Genomic DNA, 19393 nt, shown 5'->3' on the forward strand with positions numbered 1-19393 from the left:
TGTCACGCCGCATCAATAGAAATGTTTTGTTACACCATTTAAATGTCAATGCTGCGTAATATTTACCTAAAATGTCGCCGCAGGTATTTACCTGCAATATTATTTTCAGAAAAATTCAAAACACACTGCGAAATGTTTCTCATAAATATTTTGAATCGCTTGTGACCCTGAATTATTCCGACGTTTTCCTCGGAAAAGGATGTAGTTTTGGCAGGGTTGCCAATATCATATTTTAAGAATCATTGGCAGCGTTTATCACTCTATAAGTAAGGGATAAGCATGTCTAATAGCTTCCAGAATGAAATTCCGAAAGCGCGCGTTAACATAAAACTTGATCTACACACTGGCGGCGCACAGAAGAAAGTCGAATTATCGTTAAAATTGATGGTAATGGGTGATTACAGTAATGGAAAAGAGAACCGTCCGTTATCTGAACGCGAAAAAGTTAACATTAATAAGAATAACTTTAACAGCGTACTGGCTGAATTCAGCCCTTCACTGAACCTGACTGTGGAAAATACGCTAACAGGTGATCGCAGCGAAGAAAATATCTCTCTCAATTTCAATGAAATGAAAGATTTTGAGCCAGAACAGGTTGCCCGTCAGATCCCCCAACTGCGCGCGATGCTGGCAATGCGTAACTTATTACGTGACCTCAAATCCAATCTGCTCGACAACGTCACCTTCCGTAAAGAGCTCGAAGCCATTCTAAAAGATCCTGCGCTGAGCAATGAACTGCGCACTGAACTTAATGCCCTGGCGCCAAAGGCGTAATTGCCTCCACTTAATGGATTAATGCGAGATAATGCTCATGTCAGTCAACACTGAAAACTCTTCTTCCAGCCAGACAACGGTTCTGGAGCGCCCTGAAGCCGGTACGGTATACGCTTCCCTGTTTGATAAAATCAACCTGACGCCTGTGTCCTCACTGGGTGACCTGAACGATTTTCAGGATACGTCTGCGCTGGCCGATGTCACCGCCGATCAGCGTGTTACCGCGGCTGTTCAGGTCTTCCTTGAGCGCCTTAAGTTGTCAGGCCAAACCGTTGAACGGCTGGACAAAACCCTGCTCGATCATCATATCGCCGAACTCGACAGCCAGATCAGCCGTCAGTTAGATGTGGTCATGCATCACCCGGAATTTCAGCGTATTGAATCCGGCTGGCGTGGCCTGAAGTTCCTGGTTGATCGTACTGATTTCCGCCAGAACGTAAAAATCGAAGTGCTGGATGTATCTAAAGACGACCTGCGTCAGGACTTCGAAGATTGTCCTGAGATCATCCAGAGCGGCCTGTACCGTCATACCTACATTCAGGAATATGACACACCGGGCGGCGAGCCAATCGGTTCTGTGATTTCCAACTACGAGTTTGACGCGTCGGCGCAAGATGTCGCCCTGCTGCGTAACATTTCTAAAGTATCTGCCGCTGCGCATATGCCATTCGTCGGTGCGGTCGGCCCTAAATTCTTCCTGAAAGATTCCATGGAAGAAGTGGCGGCGATTAAAGATATCGGCAACTACTTTGACCGTGCGGAATACATCAAGTGGAAATCCTTCCGCGATTCTGACGATTCCCGCTATATCGGTCTGACCATGCCGCGCGTACTCGGTCGCCTGCCGTATGGTCCGGATACCGTTCCTGTTCGCAGCTTCAACTACGTTGAAGAAGTGAAAGGTCCGGATCACGAGAAATATCTTTGGACAAACGCGGCGTTCGCCTTTGCGGCCAACATGGTGAAAAGCTTCATCAAAAATGGCTGGTGTGTGCAAATCCGCGGCCCGCAGGCGGGCGGTGCAGTGACTGATCTGCCGATCCATCTGTACGATCTCGGCACCGGCAATCAGGTGAAAATCCCGTCAGAAGTGATGATCCCTGAAACCCGCGAATTTGAATTTGCCAATCTGGGCTTTATCCCGCTGTCTTACTACAAAAACCGCGATTATTCCTGCTTCTTCTCCGCGAACTCTGCGCAGAAACCGGCGCTGTACGATACTGCCAATGCCACCGCAAACAGCCGCATCAATGCGCGCCTGCCTTACATCTTCCTGCTTTCACGCATCGCACACTACCTGAAGCTGATTCAGCGGGAAAATATCGGCACCACCAAAGACCGTCGTCTGCTGGAACTGGAGCTGAACACCTGGATCCGCACGCTGGTGACTGAAATGACCGATCCGGGCGATGACCTGCAAGCCTCTCACCCGCTGCGTGACGCCAAAGTGACCGTTGAAGACATCGAAGACAACCCTGGCTTCTTCCGTGTGAAACTCTACGCCGTGCCGCACTTCCAGGTGGAAGGTATGGACGTGAATCTTTCACTGGTTTCTCAGATGCCTAAAGCTAAGGCATAAGCGGAGAAACGATGAAAATTTATCGCCCATTATGGAGCGACGGGGCCTTTTTGGCCCCGCAACAGTTCCAGCAACAAGCCCGTTGGGATGCTTTTGTGTCTGACAGGGTTGCTCATATGGCTCTGGCAAATCCCTGGGGAGTGATTGATGCAACATTCGACATCGGCTCATTAGCCCTTTCCAGGTTGAATGCTTTACGCCTGAAGGTTCGTTTTCCTGATGGGACGCTGATTGATACCGAGCTGGCGGATAATTTGCCTCCAGCTTGCGATTTATCTGCAATTTCTGACCGGGACAGCGTTGATGTCGTGCTGGCATTACCTCTGCTTTCAGCCAATGGCGGCAATCTGGATGACGGTCAGGACAGTGAACGTCCACGTCGTTGGCAGCAGGAATGGGTCACCGTGCAGGAGTTATCAGGGCATGAACGGACAGAACTGGCTATTCAGCGTTATGCGATAACGCTCCGTTTTGCCCATCAGGAAAACAGCGCGTATCTGACCTGCCCTGTTGTACGTCTTGTGCGTAATGCACAAGGCCAATGGACACCGGATGCAGAGTTCATTCCGCCAATGCTCTCGTTGTCGTCCTCTCCGGCAGTCCTGACGGAACTCGGTGATTTAATTCACCGCCTTCAGGCCCGCCGTCGACGCCTGATGGCGATGCGCCGCGAAAGCAATGAGCGAATGGCCGACTTTGCAGTAGCCGACGTATCGTTGTTCTGGTTACTGAACGCACTGAACAGTGCCGAACCTGTGCTGATGGAGCTTTATCAGTCCCCTGCCCGCCATCCTGAACTGTTCTATCGTGAACTGGTGCGTCTGGCGGGCAGTCTGCTGACGTTTTCCCTCGAGCATAAGGCAGAAGATATTCCTCTGTATCAGCATAATGCGCCGGAAAACGTTTTCCCTCCGCTGTTTACCCTGCTGGATGCCCTGCTCGAAGCCAGTCTGCCATCACGTATGGTCGCGATTGAACTGACGCATGAAGGCCAGTTCTGGACCGGATCGCTGCATGATTCCCGTCTGCGCGACGGCGCTGATTTCTATCTTTCCGTGCGCTCATCCATTCCAAACCACCTGCTGCAAACTCAGTTCCCGCTGCTCTGCAAAGCAGGGAGTTTTGAGGATGTTTCTGACGTGGTCAACGTGGCATTGAATGGTGTCGTAATGAAGGCGCTGTCTCATGTACCGGCCGCTATCCCGTTGCGCCTTGAAAACCAATATTTTGCATTGGACCTGAACAGTGCTGCCGCCCAGGCAATGCTGGATGCTGGAAACTGCGCTTTCTATACCCCAGGTTCACTGGGTGAAATCAAACTTGAACTATTTGCGGTGTTGCGCTCATGAGCAAGATAAATGGATCAATTGTTGATGAAGTTTTTTATCCCTGCTGGTTGATGGTCAGCCAGTTGCGTAACGGCCAGAAAATCGAAGATGGTGAGGCTCTTTACCGCCGCGCCTGCGACTGGATTGATGGCGCGAGAGAATCCTTATCACGCGCAGGATTCAGCGAATCTAGTTGCGACCACATGCTTTATACGCAATGTGCCTTATTAGATGAAAGTGTACTTAACCGCCAGGAACCAGATAGCGGAAACACCAAATGGCTTAAAGACCCACTTCAGGCACGCTACTTCAATACTCTGAATGCCGGGGAAGAGTTATGGGAACGTATTCGCAAGGTGCTCCATGAACCTGCTCCTGATATTGCGGTGCTCACCTGCTTTTACCGTGCGCTGACGTTGGGTTTCTCTGGCCGTTATCGCGAACAAGGGGATGAGCGCAGAGAAGATGTGGTTCGCAAGCTAAATCAGTTAGTTCCGCCTTTCGCCTCGGCTCAGGAAATGCCCATTGTTTCACGTTCGCTGCGATTGCGCTCCGGACGCAGAACCTACTGGTTTTCATGGGTTGCAGGCATCGTGATTCTGATTGCGCTCTGGTTCGTCCTAAATACGCAATTGACACGTATGGTCTCTCAGTTGACAGGGAACCACTGACGGATGCGCGGATTAACACAGCTAATACTGCTGCTTCTGGCGACCTGTTTGTCCTTATGGCTGATTCTCGGCTTCTGGCCGCTCGGCACAGGAAGCCGTATGGCACTGAGCATGCTGGTGGTCATCATTAGTGGTGCTACGGGCTATATTCAGTGGCGTAAAAATCACCGTAATGAAATTGCATATGCACATATTTCGGACGCTGTTCTTCCGCCTGAGGATTTTCAGGGCGCTGTTGTGCTGGTTTGTGGCGACAGTGCTCCGCTGTTCTCCGACTCGGTCCCTTTCCGTGAAACAGGTCAGGGCTGGTATCTGCCGGTCACTTTTCCAGAGCACTTGCCTTTGTTGGCACAGCATCTCGCGGCAGAACGCCCGGCGCTAATCGCCCAGATCTCCATTCTTCTGGCCATAGTCCCCGAGCAACATCAGGATAAGGACGACTTCGCACAAAAACTCCATGTCTGGCACCGTGCCATTGTGCAATGCAAAAACTGGCTGGCTGGAATTCCCCCCGTCTGGGTCAGCACCTGGCTATCTCCGCCTGTGGTAACAGACACCCTGGCTGAGCGGTGGTTTACCATCATTCCGGGAAATAAAAACGTTCAGGTTCATGAAGCAGGGGCAGGCGTCATACCGCTGATGGATTGGAGCCAGCAACTGGATATCAGAAACACTCAGGAAAGGTTGAGCACGGTCTTCTGGATAGAAAGCCTGCTGCCCTGGCTTGAAACTCACGTCTGCAGCATTCTGACGCGTCAGCAAAGCGATGTCCCCTCGCTGACCCCTTGCGCATGGGGTGCTTGTTTTACGCCCGTCGCCGGGAGTCTGGACAATCTGTGGCAAGCGCACATAGGTGACGTGACTACGCTAACCCCCGGCGTTGTCCATTCACAAGAATGCCTGCCATTGCCGGAGGTGTTGCTGCCCTATCTGCCGCAACGTCATGGCGTTTCCCGGCTGATGCAAGCCTGTCAGTTGGCAGGGCTGCTATGTGGTGTTTTCCTGCTCTTCGCCCTGCTGGCGTCTTTTGTAAATAACCAGCGTCTGGTACAGAGCGTGGATGACCACCTCGCTTTATATAACCGTCTTTCCGGCACGCCATCCTCGCCAAAGATGATTGCTCAGCAACAATTACGCACCGACGCCGGTTTACTGGATGGTTGGCTGCGCAGCGGAGCACCAATGCGTATGTCATTGGGCTTATATCAGGGGATGCGGTTGATCGCACCACTGGAGACCGCCATCAATAGCTGGACTCCCCCCCCTCCGCCTCCGCCGGTGATCAATCAAATTGTTCAGGGGCCGAAAACGATCCGGCTAGATTCCCTGTCACTTTTTGACGTGGGTAAATCCGAACTTAAAACAAGCTCCACCAAAGTGCTGATCAACGCGCTGGTTGGGATCAAAGCCAAACCGGGCTGGCTGATAGTGGTAGCGGGTCACACTGATGACACAGGTGATGATAAATCCAATCAAATGTTATCACTCAGACGTGCAGAGTCAGTACGCAACTGGATGCGTGATACCGGCGACGTGTCCGAAAGCTGCTTTGCCGTACAGGGTTACGGTGAGAGCCGCCCTGTTGCAACAAACGATACCCCGGAAGGCCGTGCGGCTAACCGTCGTGTCGAAATCAGTCTGGTGCCACAGGCAGATGCCTGCAAAGCATCAGCAACCCCAAGTTCATCAAATGATTGATGAATGTTTACCTTAGAAATGGAGAACTACCCATGGCAATTCCTGTTTATCTGTGGCTGAAAGACGACGGCGGTGCGGACATTAAAGGCTCCGTAGACGTTAAAGATCGCGAAGGCAGCATCGAAGTGGTTGCACAGGATCACAACCTGTATATCCCGACCGATAACAACACCGGCAAACTGACGGGTACGCGTATTCACACCCCGTTCCTGTTTACCAAAGAAATCGATTCCTCCAGCCCGTACCTGTACAAAGCGGTGACCACTGGCCAGACCCTGAAATCCGCTGAGTTCAAATGGTATCGCATCAATGACGCAGGCCAGGAAGTGGAGTATTTCAACACCAAACTGGAAAACGTCAAGCTGGTGAAAGTCGCGCCAAAAATGCACGACATCAAAGATCCGGCTAAAGAGAAACACAACCACCTCGAAGCTATCGAGTTGCGTTACGAAAAAATCACCTGGACCTACAAAGACGGCAACATCATTCATTCCGATTCCTGGAACGAACGTACTACCGCGTAAGACCTTATCAGCAGACGGTTCGCCGTCTGCTGTTTTTGTTTCCTGAGCCGCTGCCTGGCGGTTGAGCAAACAAAAACACAACCGGACATCGACCTTATGGGCCTGGGTTTCCTGCAACGGAAAAGGCTAAGGGCGGTAGCGTACCTAAAAAAGGAATTTAGCATGGAACATCAGTCAGCTGTCTTACTTCGCCGCTTAAATCCGTACTGCGCGAAAGCGCTGGAAGCCGCCGCGACGCTCTGCCAGACCCGCGCCCACAATGAAATTACCGTTGAGCACTGGCTGCTCAAACTGCTGGAACTGGGCGAAGGCGACATCACCGTGCTGGCCCGCCGCTACGAATGGGATATGGATGCGCTGTGGCAAAGCCTGCTGGCACATCTGGATGCCCTGCCGCGTTCAGTACATTCGCGTCCTCAACTTTCTCAGGATTTACAATCGCTGATGAAAGCGGGCTGGCTGGCGGCATCACTGCAGGATGACAACCAGAGCATCCGCAGTGTCAATTTGCTCGAAGCGCTGATGGCGCAACCGCGTCTGCTGCGCTGCGAAGGGTTATGGCCGCTGTTCAGCCTGAGCGAAGAACATATCCGTCGCCTCAAGCCAGTGCTGGATGCCTTGTCCGAAGAGCGCCCGGAGTTGCAACAACAGGAAAGCCTTAGCCGCACGCCTTCCGCGCTTTCTGAAAGCTCAGCGACACAAAAAGCAGAGTCTGGTGTTACCGGCCAGTCGTTAAGCGAAGCGTTGCAGGCCGCGCTCGATAAATTCACACTGGACGTCACCGCCAAAGCTAAAGCCGGGCAGATTGATCCGGTGTTTGGCCGCGATAACGAGATCCGTCAGATGGTGGATATTCTCTCCCGTCGTCGTAAAAACAACCCGATTCTGGTCGGTGAACCGGGCGTCGGTAAAACCGCGCTGGTGGAAGGTCTTGCACTGCGCATCAGTGAAGGCAACGTGCCGGACAGCCTGAAAACTGTCAGCCTGCGCACCTTAGACCTCGGTCTGTTGCAGGCCGGTGCCGGTGTGAAAGGTGAGTTTGAGCAGCGTCTGAAAAATGTTATCGATGCCGTACAGCAATCGCCGACGCCGGTGCTGCTGTTCATCGACGAGGCGCACACTATTATTGGCGCGGGCAATCAGGCCGGTGGCGCGGACGCCGCTAACCTGCTGAAACCGGCCCTGGCCCGTGGCGAACTGCGCACCATTGCTGCGACAACATGGAGCGAGTACAAACAATATTTTGAGCGCGATGCCGCCCTTGAACGCCGCTTCCAGATCGTTAAGGTCGATGAGCCGGACGACGAGATGGCGTGCCTGATGTTACGCGGTCTGAAATCCCGTTACGCACAACACCACGGCGTACACATCACCGACGAAGCGGTAAAAGCCGCCGTCAGCCTTTCGCGCCGTTATATCACCGGTCGTCAGTTGCCGGACAAAGCCGTCGACCTGTTAGATACCGCTTCTGCCCGTGTACGCATGAGTCTGGATACGCTGCCGGAAGATCTGACCCGTCTGAAGGCGCAAATCACCGCGCTGGAAATGGAAGAGCAGGCACTGCTGGAAGACATCGCGCTGGGCAACAAAACTCATGGCGACCGGCTGGAACAGATTGAACGTCAGACCGACAGCTTAGGCGAGCAACTCACCACGCTGGATACACAGTACCATGCAGAGAAAGCCCTGACGCATAAGCTGCTGGAAATCCGTCAGGACATCAGCCGTCAGGAAGATATTCACGCGCTGCAGCAAGAACTGGCCCAGTTGCAGGGCAGCGCCCCGCTGCTGTCTCTTGACGTGGATGTCCGTACCGTCGCCACGGTGATTGCTGACTGGACCGGCGTGCCGCTCACCAGCCTGCTGAAAGATGAGCAGACCGATTTACTGCAACTGGAAAACCACCTGAACAAACGGGTCGTCGGACAGGATCATGCCCTGACCGACATGGCACAACGTCTGCGCGCTGCCAAAACCGGCCTGACGTCTGAGAATGGCCCGCTGGGCGTCTTCCTGCTGGTCGGCCCGAGCGGCGTTGGTAAAACGGAGACTGCACTTTCCCTCGCGGACTGCCTGTTCGGCGGTGAGAAATCCCTCATTACCATCAACCTCAGCGAGTATCAGGAAGCGCATACCGTATCCCAACTGAAAGGTTCACCTCCGGGTTATGTCGGTTACGGTCAGGGCGGTATTCTCACCGAAGCCGTGCGTAAACGTCCGTACAGCGTCGTCCTGCTCGATGAAGTGGAAAAAGCCCACCGTGATGTCATCAACCTGTTCTATCAGGTTTTCGACCGCGGCTTTATGCGCGACGGTGAAGGACGTGAAATCGACTTCCGCAATACCGTGATCCTGATGACCGCCAATCTCGGCAGCGACCACCTGATGCAACTGCTGGATGAACAGCCGGAAACCACTGACAGCGATTTACAGGAACTGCTGCGCCCGATCCTGCGCGATCATTTCCAGCCCGCCCTGCTCGCCCGCTTCCAGACACTGATTTATCGTCCGCTGAACGTCGTCGCACTGCGCACTATCGTTGAGATGAAACTGGCACAAGTCGCCAAACGTCTGAACAAGCACTATGGCCTGACCTGCTCCATCGAAGAAAGTCTGTACGACACGCTGGTCGCTGCCTGCCTGCTGCCGGATACCGGTGCGCGCAACATCGACAGCCTGCTCAATCAGCAAATCCTGCCGGTACTGAGCCAGCAACTGTTGCAACGCATGGCAGCGCAACAACGCACCACGGCGCTGGCACTGGGCTGGGATGAGGACGAAGGGATCACGCTGGAATTTGACGATGCTGCCGCAGAATAAAGATCGGTAATGGAGCGCCGGGTAATCCGGCGTAAAATAGTTTCCAGATCTCAATGGGGAAAATCATTATGGAAGGTGCAAAAGAGATTGCACGCGACATGCTTGATGCTATCAATGTAGATAGCGATGGATTTTGGGGTGCTGTTGGAAAAGATTTTACTTCGCTGCCCGTAACTTTTGTTATTTAGGCATTATGAACATAATAAGAATTGTAGTCACTTTTATTTATAAAATTGCCGGCGCGATAGGTTCAACAATGGTTATTGCCGGCGCGATTCTTTGTGCATGATTTTCTTTATTTCCGATGGCGAATATAGTTTTTCTGGGGTGAATGTTCTATTTTATTAATTACCATTGGATATTTAATCTACTGATATGCATTCCCCAACCTTCACCAAAGGTGGGATAATTACTACTAACCACACATGAAAAACTCATGTTTTATTGAATCCCAAGACAATCATAAAAATAGTCATTAAATTAGATTACCGTTAATACATGAGTAACACTTTTGAATCGAGTGAAAGTGAATATAAAAAACTTCTTCCTCATAATTATTCCCCGACTCGTTACGGGAATTGGCATGACGCTAGGTTTAGATAAGTACATACGATTTTAATTTCTATTAAGGAGATACCTATGTCGGAAGGAGAGGGAAAGCTTAGGATAATGACACCAGGAGAAATCGCATTAGCTCAGAGCTTATACAGCAACCAAATAAATTACTCAAGCGTTTGGATCCATTGTGACAGCTATCTTCCTTTCGGTTTACAGTCAAAAAACGTGGCGATGACACCAAATGGTGAAATCTATTTTCGCGAAGGTTATTACTTACCTGATTTTTCAGCCAAAAATGTAAGTATAGACAGCAAACATGTTTATCTTCATGAATTATGTCATGTCTGGCAGTACCAACATGGCATGATGGTTAAGATATGTGGATTATTCAGTTGGGCTGCCGATTATCATTATAATTTGGTTAAACACCGGCTTTCAGACTACTCAATGGAGCAACAAGCATCCATCGTATCAGACTACTTTATACTTCGGGAATTCGGATACAGCGTCTGGCAAGATCTCTGGGGAAACAATTTCATAAATAAAGATAGTTATTATGCAGAAGGTGACCTTTTACGTATGTATGAAAATATATTAGGTTCTTTCCCCTCCCCGGAGGCTTTATGAAAAAAATAATTATCATCTGTGTTTTTTTACTAACTGGGTGTTTGGGTGACAAAATCCCCTGGGATCCTGCTGAGGTTAGACAATCCGGGCAAGAAGTCTGCTTGCTTGCCCCTGGAATAAACAGTGATTTTATTTACGAGAAGATGAAAATACAAAAATCAGGCGAGAAAGTAGAATTCAAGGCCAACATTCCTGGTCAACAACATGCAAAAAATAGATGCCTGCCTTTGATGGGGTATAAATTCATTAGTGGCATTGAATATAATGTCAGTTTCTCCGTTGTGAAAATTAACGCTGGGGAAAGAAAAGTATACGCAGCCAGATTAATTTATAAATATTAACTATTTAAAGGAATGCATATTACCGGAGCTCATCTTTCTGCTTCCGGATAAATACAGTGCAGGAGGAAGCACAATGAATATTACCGACACATTATCCGATGCAAAAAAAACCGTTTCCATAAGTCTCAATCGTTACCATCTTGATGTTCAGGGTTGCGAAGCATGCCTGGATGTTGAGTCTTTTTCTGGTCAAGAATTCGTAAGCTCAGGATATCGCTATAAAATAGACTTTACTAGTACCAACCAGGACATTAGCCAGCAAGCAATGCTTAACCGCAGCACTACATTGATAATGCAAACAGCGGGTGCACTGATGCCAGGTCTGTCGGCAGCCCAAGTTCAAAAAGTAGTCCACGGGGTAGTAACAAATTTCACTCGAGTGTCAGGTTCCGCTGATGAAGCACATTATCAAATAACTGTTGAACCTTTTTTTGCATTATTAGATAAGCAAAAACGCACTCATCGCTTTTTTCTCAATAAATCAATTCCAGAAGTCATAGAGCAAATATTATGTGAGCACAATTTTAAAGGCTGGGAATTTGAGTTCAAGCTAAAGCAGAGTTATCCGATACGTGAACAAATCAACCAAATCGGAGAAAGCGACAGAGATTTTATCGAGCGCCTGATGTCTGAAGTAGGAATTTTCTATACTTTTGCATTACAGCAAGACACACAGACCGAAGTACTTATTCTGGGAGATAAGCAAAGCTGTTATGTGTTTGGTAAAACACTTCCGCTGGGTAATCCGGCAGGAATGAACGATAACGGCGTCGAGTCTGTTTGGGGGCTGTCCCAGCGACATCAAGTAGTTGAATCCTCAGTGCAAGCTAAAGATTACAACCACCGTGAGGCTCAACTTTCTCTGCTTTCTTCTCGAGCGGATATGACCAGAGGAGATGGGGATGGAATAACGTATGGCGACGTGTACCAGTACCAGCCCCGTCACTTAACACGTGGAGATGCAACGACGCCAGCACCAGAAAGTGGTAATTTCTGGGCACGCCTTGAACATGAAAGATTTTTGGCTGCACAAACTCAATTACAGGGGAGCAGTACAGATGCTTCACTGCGTTTGTTAGAGGTTCTGACTGTGATGGATAGCGATATTCCATCTTCACTTCCTTCTGTATGGCAAACACCGGTCGTCATCACTGGATTACGGTTTTCGGCCAGTCGCTCTACGCCACTGCATGTAGGGTTTAGCGCAGTCCCTTACAGCGAAACCCTGTGCTGACGCCCTGCTCTTAAGCCGCGCCCAAAAGTCAGCGGCACGATGATGGCACGCGTCACCAGCGCGAAAACCAACGATATCTACGCCTGGCAGGATGCGTCCGGTTTATACCGTGTTAAATTCGATGCCGATCAGGATGATAAAGCACAGGGCCAGGAAAGCATGCCTGTCCGCCTCGCCAAACCTTACGGTGGCGATGTGTATGGTATTCACTTCCCGCTGATCCAGGGCACCGAAGTGGCGATCGCGTTTCATGACGGTGACCCCGACCGCCCTTATATCGCCCATGCCCTGCACGATTCGCGCCACACCGACCATGTGACAGAAGCCAATAATACCCGCAACGTTATCCGCACCCCGGCGAACAACAAGCTGCGTATGGAAGATAAACGTGGCGAAGAGCATATTAAACTCAGCACCGAATACGGCGGTAAAACCCAGCTGAACCTTGGGCATAACGTCGATGCTAACAAAGCACAGCGCGGTGAAGGGTTTGAGCTGAGAACCGATAAATGGGGGGCGATACGCGGCGGGAAGGGTTTATTTATCACTGCTGATACCCAGCCTGGAGCCAGCGGCCAAATGCTGGAAATGGACGATGCAATAGCCCAGCTTGTACAGGCCCTCACACTGGCCCGGAGCATGTCGAAGGCGGCACAAACCGCAAAGGCAACACCTGGTGATACAGATAGCCAGCAGGCACTAAATAAGTCGCTCAGCAAGATGAAAGCTCCGGGTATTGTCGTATCAGCGCCGGACGGTATTGGCCTGGTGAGTCCAAAAGCCATAGGTGTGGCATCAGGGAATGAAAGCGTTGCCGTGATGTCGGGCGGAAACACGGATATAAGCAGCGGTAAGTCCTTCACAGTTTCAGCCCGGGATTCCGTAAGCCTATTTGCGCAGAGTGCAGGAATGCAGCTTTTTGCTGGAAATGGCAAAGTCGATATTCAGGCACAGGCGGATGCACTCGCTGCCTCAGCTCAAAAAGATGTGACTATCACCAGCACAGAAGGCAAAGTGACGGTGAATGCCAGCCAGGAATTGATACTTAACTGCGCGGGTGCCTACATCAAGATCAGCGGGGGCAATATCGAGCTGGGTGCGCCGGGTAATATTCTTTTGAAAGCCGCTAATGTACAGAAAATGGGCGCTGCCAGCCTCGACTCTCCTAAGCTTGTATTTCCAAAGGGTTATAGTGGAGGATTTACTCTAAAGGACCCTGAATCAGGCGAAATAAAGCCTTTCACAAAGTATAAAATTACAACAGGTGAAGGTGAAATATTTGAAGGATTTTCAGACGCAGCAGGAAAGACGGCTGATATAAATTCAGTTGCCCCTACAAGTATCCAGGTAAGTTTTCCTGATGAAATCCCCACAGAAGGTCCCTGACATTGGGTTAAAGTAAGCTATGACTACCACGCCTTAAAAAATGCAGGTCTTATGCTTGGTAATCGCCTGACGTCTATGGGAGATGAAGGAAGAGTGTTTGGTTCTGATGGGAAGGACTATATGAATACTAAAAGGGACATGGTCCTGGAATGGAAACCTATGCCCACAGATGCTGCAGAAGAGTTAATCGAAAAATCGGCTGTTTACAAATACGGTAAACAAAAGATCGTCACTCAGACCTTCCTTGGGGGTGATGATAACTGGGCACCTGAAGGGAAATCCTGGCACTGGCAGCCGATAATGGCTAATGATATCTATGAAAGCAAGGGCAAATAAAAATGAAAAATAAATTTAACAACATCTACTTGTTCTGGGCAGCAATGGATTTTTTATACATCGTGAGATTTGTCTGGCTGAATATACTACAAGGAAGAATTCCACTTATAGATGACATCCTTTCCTTTAGTAAAATTTATCCTGAGCATGGCGTTTCATCGGTTATCATATTTTCCACATCCCTTCTTCTTAACATTTCTATTATATTCTCCTTTATTCTTCTAGTTAAGAAATGGAAAAGGGTTAATTTTTTTATTTATCTGCAAACCCCTTTCCGCCTGTTATTGCTCACGCCATCGTTGTCTTTTCTTCCCTGGCTATTCAAAAGCCTCAGCATTAGTAGTGCGCTAGTTTTGATTTTAGCAGTCATTGTTTCAGAAATAATAAAGGTGTATTCATTAAAAATTGCACAAAAAAGCGTTTAAGAATTAAACGGAAATAACGATAACAAAACAGGGAGTGAAAAAATCTATGGCAACGCAACAAGCATACACTTCAGCGTCTCCTCAAAACCAGGATGCATACACTGGTAAGCAGAAACCCTATTGGGTTGAAATACAATTGGTCGATGAAGAAGGGAAGGCCGTCGCCAATATGCCATGGCAGGCAGAAAACAGCGCAACGCCAGGAGGTTATGAGAAAGAACTCAAAGGGACCAGCGATGCAACTGGCCTGATAAGAATAGAGCCTCGCTATGGCAGCGAACTACGATTATTTATCGATGCCCAACCGCTGGCTAAAGAAATGGAACAACGCTCACTGCGGGTTAGTCGCGAACTCAATGATTCTACCGTGCGCAATGATGCTGAAGAAAACGGGCATATCTGGCATTATGCGGTTATTGGTGAATTATGCCGGACGGTTCCGGATATTGAACAGCGAGAAGGTGAGCCTTTTCCACCTCCATTCCATTTCCCTGCAGATAAATCATTTAAAGGTTTTAAAATAAGAACCAATGAGCTTGAACAACGGCATGTCATTGAGATTTGTCCCTTCAGAGCCTGGGAACTGGTTTTGCATCATCAGAAAGACTATTCGATGGCGAATGCCATTAATTTAGGGGTCGCAGCGTCACTGGCCTATGCGGATGATAGTAGTATTGACGAAGCCTCTATTAGCCATTTTTTTATTAATCAGTGTCAAAAATTATCCAGATTACCACAATTACATAAGGGCGATTATTCAACTAACGCCTTAGTCAAAGATGTTTCATTTAGCAAAAGGTATTTTCCACCTGTCTATATGGATTCTACAAAAGCAGCAGAACCCGATGGAGATACTCAGCTTTTTTATGTATACAATGATGACAATGTCATTGTGGCGTGGCGTGGTACAGCCAGTTTCTGGGACGGGGTTGCTGATGGTTCTTTCCGCCCAGTAGAATCTGAGTCGTGTGATATCAAATTGCAGTGCACAGAGCTGGTGTCGAAAGGCAAGGTGCACTATGGTTTTTGGGATGGATATAGCGTAGTTGAACGTAAGTTTCAAAATGAAATTAAAAAATTGCAGACAGTTATAAAAGGTAGATACTTATATATTTGTGGTCATAGTCTCGGAGGCGCACTAGCCCTGATACATGCGGCAAGTTTAAAATCGCAAATGCCTATTTTATACACCTACGGAATGCCAAGGACTTTTACTCGCGATGCTGTGAGTCAATTATCTGATATCACACATTACCGACACGTTAACGAAACTGATCCTGTCCCAGCGTTGCCACCAGAAGCTAATCTGGACAACTGGTTTTATAATTTATGGGGACCATTGGGAGTAGTATTAGGAGGGGTATGGTCCACTCTTGAATTAGGTGCATATCAGCTTAAAGAGTGGGGAGACTGCTTCTGGCATCATGGAAATACAGTTGCCTTTCTGGATACAACACAGAGTAGGGTATGGAAAGAGTGTAAAGTAACATTACCCTATCCTCGTAATTGTATGACCATTCGTAAGCGATTGCCTCTCAGCGTAACCTTATACCTGGCACCCTGTCTTGCGGAGGGCTCTGCGCTAGCTGCGGGTGAACAACAAAAAGAGTTTAAGAATAAATTGACAAGAGAAGACTTGCTGGAGTTTTTCCCTAAAGGTACAAATCCTGCGAGGGGAACAGCTCTTAATATATTTAAACATTTCATGACTTCTTACATGCCATATATTAACAATAAATTGCTTGAATTAATTTATCAGGAAGAATTAAGTCTAGGGGATTCATTTAGCGAGCATCAAGATAGAATCGAAGCCTTTAAAAATCAAATAAATGAGAACCTCACTGAAATACCTGAAAATGAGTTAAAAAGAAATAGATTATTTTTGGAACTTGAAGAATTACTAAAAGTGTCAATTACTCCAACTCTAAGTTCTGAAAAAGGTAATATTATCATGCAAAGATTTTCCCTTTACGGAGAAGAGGAGATTGAACAATGATTGACCGATTAAAGATTTTAATAATCCTTCTGCCAATGCTATTCAGCAGCGGTTGCGCCAGCAAAGCTGACCGTACATTATCACCACCGACTGATACACAATGGGTTAATGTGGAAATCAAAAATCCTTCACCCTATACAAAACCGTTTCCACTTGAGGTCGTTTACATTTCTCATAAGTGCATGAAAATTAGCATAAACGGAGTTGATGGTTCCCGAGAAGAAAAGCCAAGTTACAATGGTGTTAAAGTCCCTATCTTGCAACAGGGGAACAGTAATGACTGGCATGCAAAAGTAGCAATGAAGGGTGGAGGGTCATGTGAATGGACATTGAGTGAGTTTAATCTCGGAATTGAATATACTGATGCCACACATCTCGGTAAAGATTTGGTACCAGGTACAGCGGTTGGAGCAACGTTCGCTTTTGATGATATTGCTGCTCGCAATGGGAAATTTGATAATTTTTCAGGGAACATTAGTATTTCACCCTTATACTTCCCCGTAATACAGGAAGAAATCAACCCAAATAAAAAAACATTAAATCTCTTCGGGAAGAAAGATTTTTTATCTCTGAAAAGCTTAAAAAGCCCTGAGAATGTAAACATTCAATATAAACCGCTTTTAAACGAAAAAAAAAATAACAAGAATGGTTGCGCCAAAAGAAAATAAACATGGTGTTTTTTACAGTTTTGTATACCCGGACGGTTCAGTAATCTCCGATGGTAGTATTAATCCGAGCTTTGATAAAATTAATAATTCCGAAATCAAATAATTAACACATCCTGTTTTACAAGGATTACAAAATGAATAACAAATCAATAATTCTCATGACTTTTGTTTTATCAAACTGCGGCTGTGTTAGCAACACCGACCATACATTATCACCACCCTCTGATACTCAATGGGTTAATGTGGAAGTTCAAAATCCGTCACCTTATACAAAACCGTTTCCACTTGAGGTCAGATATATTTCTCATAAATGTTTGAAAAAAAGAGTAAGCGGTGTTGATGGTTCTGTCATTACCGAACCAAGCTATAACGTCATTAAAATCCCGCTGCAGCAAAGAGATAATGATCTCTGGAAGGCAAAGGTTGCGATGACCGGCGGTGGATCCTGCAACTGGACGTTGAGTGCCCTAAATCTGGGGATAGAATATATTGATGCGACTCATCTGGGAAAGGATCTGGTACCTGGCACAGCCGTGGGTGCTAGCATTGCTTTTGATGATGATGCTTCTCGCAATGGGAAGTTTACCGCTGTACAGGGAGATATATGGATTTCAGAGAAATATTACCCATACATAAGAGAAAGAAATATTTCTGAAAAAATAAAAACCCTTTCACTCTTAGGTAAAAAAAGTTTTGTTTCTTATCGTGAAATCAATGCTAATAATATTTTATTTAACCCCAAGGTAGATGAAAGTAAAATTGTTAAATTTATCGAGCCTGAAAAAAAAATTGATGGCGCCCATGCAAAAATAGTTTATCCCGATGGAAGCATTGCTCCTGAAAGAACGCTTTTTCCTGATTTTAACTTGGTTGATAAAATGAAGGTTGAATAATTGATAACTTAAGTGACTCCAGAATGAACAATAAAACATTAGTCCTTCTGACTTTTTACCAAAAAGTGGCTGTGCAGTTACAGCAGACCGTACCTTATTACCCCACTCTGACACTCAATGGGTTAATGTGGAAGTTCAAAACCCGTCACCTTATACAAAACCGTTTCCACTTGAAGTAGTTTATAGTTCTCATAAATGCATGAAAATTAGCATAAACAGAGTTGATGGCTCCCGTGAAGCAAAGCCAAGTTATAATGGTATTAAAGTCCCTCTCCTGCAACAGGGGAACACTAATGACTGGCATGCAAAAGTGGCAGTGAAGGGTGGAGGATCATGCGAATGGACACTGAGTGAGTTTAATCTCGGCATTGAATATATCGATGCCACACATCTCGGTAAGATTTGGTACCGGGTACAGCGGTTGGAGCAACGATCGCTTTTGATGATATTGCTGCTCGCAATGGGAAATTTGATGATTTTTCAGGGAACATTAGTTTTTCACCCTTATAATTCCCCGTAATACAGGAAGAAATCAACCCAAAGAAAAGAACATTAAATCTTTTCGGAAAGAAAGATTTTTTATCTCTGAAGAACTTAAAAATCCTTGAAAATATAATTGTTCACTATGAACCGATTTTAAAAGAAAAAAAATAACAAGAATGGTTGCACCAAAAGAAAATAAACATGGTGTTTTTTATAGTTTTGTTTACCCGGACGGTTCAGTAATCTCCGATGGAAGTATTAACCCTAACTTTGAAAAAATTAATGATTTTGAAATTAAATAATTGATACATCCTGTTCTACAAGGATTACATAGTGGATAAAAAATCAATAACTCTCATGTTTTTCGTGTTAGTTTTATCAAACTCTGTCTGTGCTAGCGAAATCGACCGTACATTATCAACACCCTCTGACACCCAATGGGTTAATGTGGAAGTTCAAAACCCATCACCTTTTACAAAACCGTTTCCACTTGAAGTAGTTTATATTTCTCATAAATTCATGAAAATTAGCATAAACAGAGTTGATGGCTCCCGTGAAGCAAAGCCAAATGAGAAGTAGAATCCATGGGTATTCTATTTATTAACTCCGGCGTGGACACTTTACGTAAAAACAGACCTCAAGAATATTAATGAAATTACGTAACTTCTCCCGGCAACAAAAAAATCTAAACCAAATTTAAGATTCGTACATTTAAAGGTACTTTAAAGTACCTTTAACGTTGTTTCATCAATGTTATTTGAACATTAAATAAAAGGAATTCTCATGCCAAAAGGCTTCGTATTACTCGGCGATAAAACCACACACGGTGGCTCTGTTATTTCAGCCTCTTCAACCATGATTGTAAACGGAAAACCTGTCGCGTTAATCGGTGACAAAGTCAGTTGCCCTGTCCCCTTCCACGGTGTTAACCCCATTGTCGAAGGTTCACCCGAATGGACGTCAGACGGTAAAGCCATTGTAGTGGATGGCTGCAAATGCCTTTGCGGTTGTCAGGTCATCTCCGGTGCACCGGATTGCGCAATAGGATAAGT

General features: G+C 47.0%; 17 protein-coding genes and 1 pseudogene. All 18 read left to right on the top strand.

What is annotated here, in order from left to right:
- Nucleotides 1-279 precede the first annotated feature (279 nt).
- The 18 genes and pseudogenes from tssB (at nt 280) to EX31_RS25100 (ending at nt 19391) form a co-directional block, all read left to right on the top strand.
- Nucleotides 280-774 (top strand): type VI secretion system contractile sheath small subunit, encoded by a 495-nt coding sequence (gene tssB, locus EX31_RS01850; protein ID WP_037033055.1) that lies wholly within the window; start codon nt 280-282, stop codon nt 772-774.
- A 31-nt stretch (nt 775-805) separates the two neighbouring features.
- Nucleotides 806-2353, top strand: coding sequence for a type VI secretion system contractile sheath large subunit (gene tssC, locus EX31_RS01855; RefSeq protein ID WP_037033056.1), 1548 nt, complete (start codon nt 806-808; stop codon nt 2351-2353).
- Between the two features lie 11 nt (nt 2354-2364).
- The gene (gene tssK / locus EX31_RS01860; RefSeq protein ID WP_037033058.1) at nt 2365-3702 is read left to right on the top strand and encodes a type VI secretion system baseplate subunit TssK; all 1338 of its coding nucleotides are present in this window, start codon (nt 2365-2367) and stop codon (nt 3700-3702) included.
- Nucleotides 3699-4352: a type VI secretion system protein TssL, short form gene (gene tssL / locus EX31_RS01865; protein ID WP_072012253.1), complete on the top strand. Its 654-nt coding sequence runs from the start codon at nt 3699-3701 to the stop codon at nt 4350-4352. Before tssK ends, tssL begins: the two co-directional genes overlap by 4 nt.
- 3 nt (nt 4353-4355) lie before the next feature.
- Nucleotides 4356-6050 carry an OmpA family protein gene (locus EX31_RS01870; protein WP_037033059.1) on the top strand — a complete coding sequence of 565 codons (1695 nt, stop codon included), beginning with the start codon at nt 4356-4358 and terminating at the stop codon, nt 6048-6050.
- A 32-nt stretch (nt 6051-6082) separates the two neighbouring features.
- The gene (gene hcp, locus EX31_RS01875; RefSeq protein ID WP_013577830.1) at nt 6083-6574 is read left to right on the top strand and encodes a type VI secretion system effector Hcp; all 492 of its coding nucleotides are present in this window, start codon (nt 6083-6085) and stop codon (nt 6572-6574) included.
- A 162-nt stretch (nt 6575-6736) separates the two neighbouring features.
- The gene (tssH, locus tag EX31_RS01880; RefSeq protein WP_037033060.1) at nt 6737-9394 is read left to right on the top strand and encodes a type VI secretion system ATPase TssH; all 2658 of its coding nucleotides are present in this window, start codon (nt 6737-6739) and stop codon (nt 9392-9394) included.
- 639 nt (nt 9395-10033) lie between these two features.
- On the top strand, nt 10034-10579 hold the full coding sequence (locus EX31_RS01885) for a hypothetical protein (RefSeq protein WP_037033061.1): 546 nt from the start codon (nt 10034-10036) through the stop codon (nt 10577-10579).
- Entirely contained in the window at nt 10576-10920 is a 345-nt protein-coding gene (locus EX31_RS01890) for a putative T6SS immunity periplasmic lipoprotein (RefSeq protein WP_037033062.1), read from the top strand. The genes EX31_RS01885 and EX31_RS01890 overlap by 4 nt, the downstream gene beginning before the upstream one ends.
- Before the next feature lie 73 nt (nt 10921-10993).
- A pseudogene (locus EX31_RS01895) lies at nt 10994-13540 on the top strand (DUF2345 domain-containing protein).
- A 51-nt stretch (nt 13541-13591) separates the two neighbouring features.
- Nucleotides 13592-13876, top strand: a complete 285-nt coding sequence (locus tag EX31_RS01900; RefSeq protein ID WP_037033064.1) for a hypothetical protein — start codon at nt 13592-13594, stop codon at nt 13874-13876.
- Nucleotides 13877-13878: 2 nt separating this feature from the next.
- Nucleotides 13879-14301: a hypothetical protein gene (locus tag EX31_RS01905; protein WP_191996266.1), complete on the top strand. Its 423-nt coding sequence runs from the start codon at nt 13879-13881 to the stop codon at nt 14299-14301.
- A 46-nt stretch (nt 14302-14347) separates the two neighbouring features.
- The gene (locus tag EX31_RS01910) at nt 14348-16297 is read left to right on the top strand and encodes a lipase family protein (RefSeq protein ID WP_037033068.1); all 1950 of its coding nucleotides are present in this window, start codon (nt 14348-14350) and stop codon (nt 16295-16297) included.
- Nucleotides 16294-16965 carry a hypothetical protein gene (locus tag EX31_RS01915; RefSeq protein WP_231576013.1) on the top strand — a complete coding sequence of 224 codons (672 nt, stop codon included), beginning with the start codon at nt 16294-16296 and terminating at the stop codon, nt 16963-16965. Before EX31_RS01910 ends, EX31_RS01915 begins: the two co-directional genes overlap by 4 nt.
- 134 nt (nt 16966-17099) lie before the next feature.
- Entirely contained in the window at nt 17100-17858 is a 759-nt protein-coding gene (locus EX31_RS01920; protein WP_037033070.1) for a hypothetical protein, read from the top strand.
- 127 nt (nt 17859-17985) lie between these two features.
- Nucleotides 17986-18378, top strand: a complete 393-nt coding sequence (locus EX31_RS26260; protein WP_231576014.1) for a hypothetical protein — start codon at nt 17986-17988, stop codon at nt 18376-18378.
- A gap of 296 nt (nt 18379-18674) precedes the next feature.
- A complete protein-coding gene (locus EX31_RS25910) occupies nt 18675-18920 on the top strand; it encodes a hypothetical protein (RefSeq protein WP_156106953.1) in 246 nt (81 codons plus the stop codon).
- 204 nt (nt 18921-19124) lie between these two features.
- Complete coding sequence (locus tag EX31_RS25100) at nt 19125-19391, top strand: PAAR domain-containing protein (protein ID WP_072012254.1); 267 nt, start codon at nt 19125-19127, stop codon at nt 19389-19391.
- The last annotated feature ends 2 nt before the right edge of the window (nt 19392-19393 follow it).

Origin of the sequence: Rahnella sp. WP5 (assembly GCF_000745615.1) — a bacterium.
Lineage (GTDB): Bacteria > Pseudomonadota > Gammaproteobacteria > Enterobacterales > Enterobacteriaceae > Rahnella > Rahnella aceris.

What these genes read in the sequence shown, in the direction of transcription:
- EX31_RS01890 (WP_037033062.1), top strand. Translation starts at nt 10,576, where the DNA reads ATGAAAAAAATAATTATCATCTGTGTTTTTTTACTAACTGGGTGTTTG.
- EX31_RS01915 (WP_231576013.1), top strand. Translation starts at nt 16,294, where the DNA reads ATGATTGACCGATTAAAGATTTTAATAATCCTTCTGCCAATGCTATTC.
- tssB (WP_037033055.1), top strand. Translation starts at nt 280, where the DNA reads ATGTCTAATAGCTTCCAGAATGAAATTCCGAAAGCGCGCGTTAACATA.
- EX31_RS01920 (WP_037033070.1), top strand. Translation starts at nt 17,100, where the DNA reads ATGAATAACAAATCAATAATTCTCATGACTTTTGTTTTATCAAACTGC.
- tssH (WP_037033060.1), top strand. Translation starts at nt 6,737, where the DNA reads ATGGAACATCAGTCAGCTGTCTTACTTCGCCGCTTAAATCCGTACTGC.
- EX31_RS25100 (WP_072012254.1), top strand. Translation starts at nt 19,125, where the DNA reads ATGCCAAAAGGCTTCGTATTACTCGGCGATAAAACCACACACGGTGGC.
- EX31_RS01885 (WP_037033061.1), top strand. Translation starts at nt 10,034, where the DNA reads ATGTCGGAAGGAGAGGGAAAGCTTAGGATAATGACACCAGGAGAAATC.
- EX31_RS01910 (WP_037033068.1), top strand. Translation starts at nt 14,348, where the DNA reads ATGGCAACGCAACAAGCATACACTTCAGCGTCTCCTCAAAACCAGGAT.
- EX31_RS01900 (WP_037033064.1), top strand. Translation starts at nt 13,592, where the DNA reads ATGCTTGGTAATCGCCTGACGTCTATGGGAGATGAAGGAAGAGTGTTT.
- EX31_RS01870 (WP_037033059.1), top strand. Translation starts at nt 4,356, where the DNA reads ATGCGCGGATTAACACAGCTAATACTGCTGCTTCTGGCGACCTGTTTG.
- tssK (WP_037033058.1), top strand. Translation starts at nt 2,365, where the DNA reads ATGAAAATTTATCGCCCATTATGGAGCGACGGGGCCTTTTTGGCCCCG.
- hcp (WP_013577830.1), top strand. Translation starts at nt 6,083, where the DNA reads ATGGCAATTCCTGTTTATCTGTGGCTGAAAGACGACGGCGGTGCGGAC.
- EX31_RS01905 (WP_191996266.1), top strand. Translation starts at nt 13,879, where the DNA reads ATGAAAAATAAATTTAACAACATCTACTTGTTCTGGGCAGCAATGGAT.
- tssC (WP_037033056.1), top strand. Translation starts at nt 806, where the DNA reads ATGCTCATGTCAGTCAACACTGAAAACTCTTCTTCCAGCCAGACAACG.
- tssL (WP_072012253.1), top strand. Translation starts at nt 3,699, where the DNA reads ATGAGCAAGATAAATGGATCAATTGTTGATGAAGTTTTTTATCCCTGC.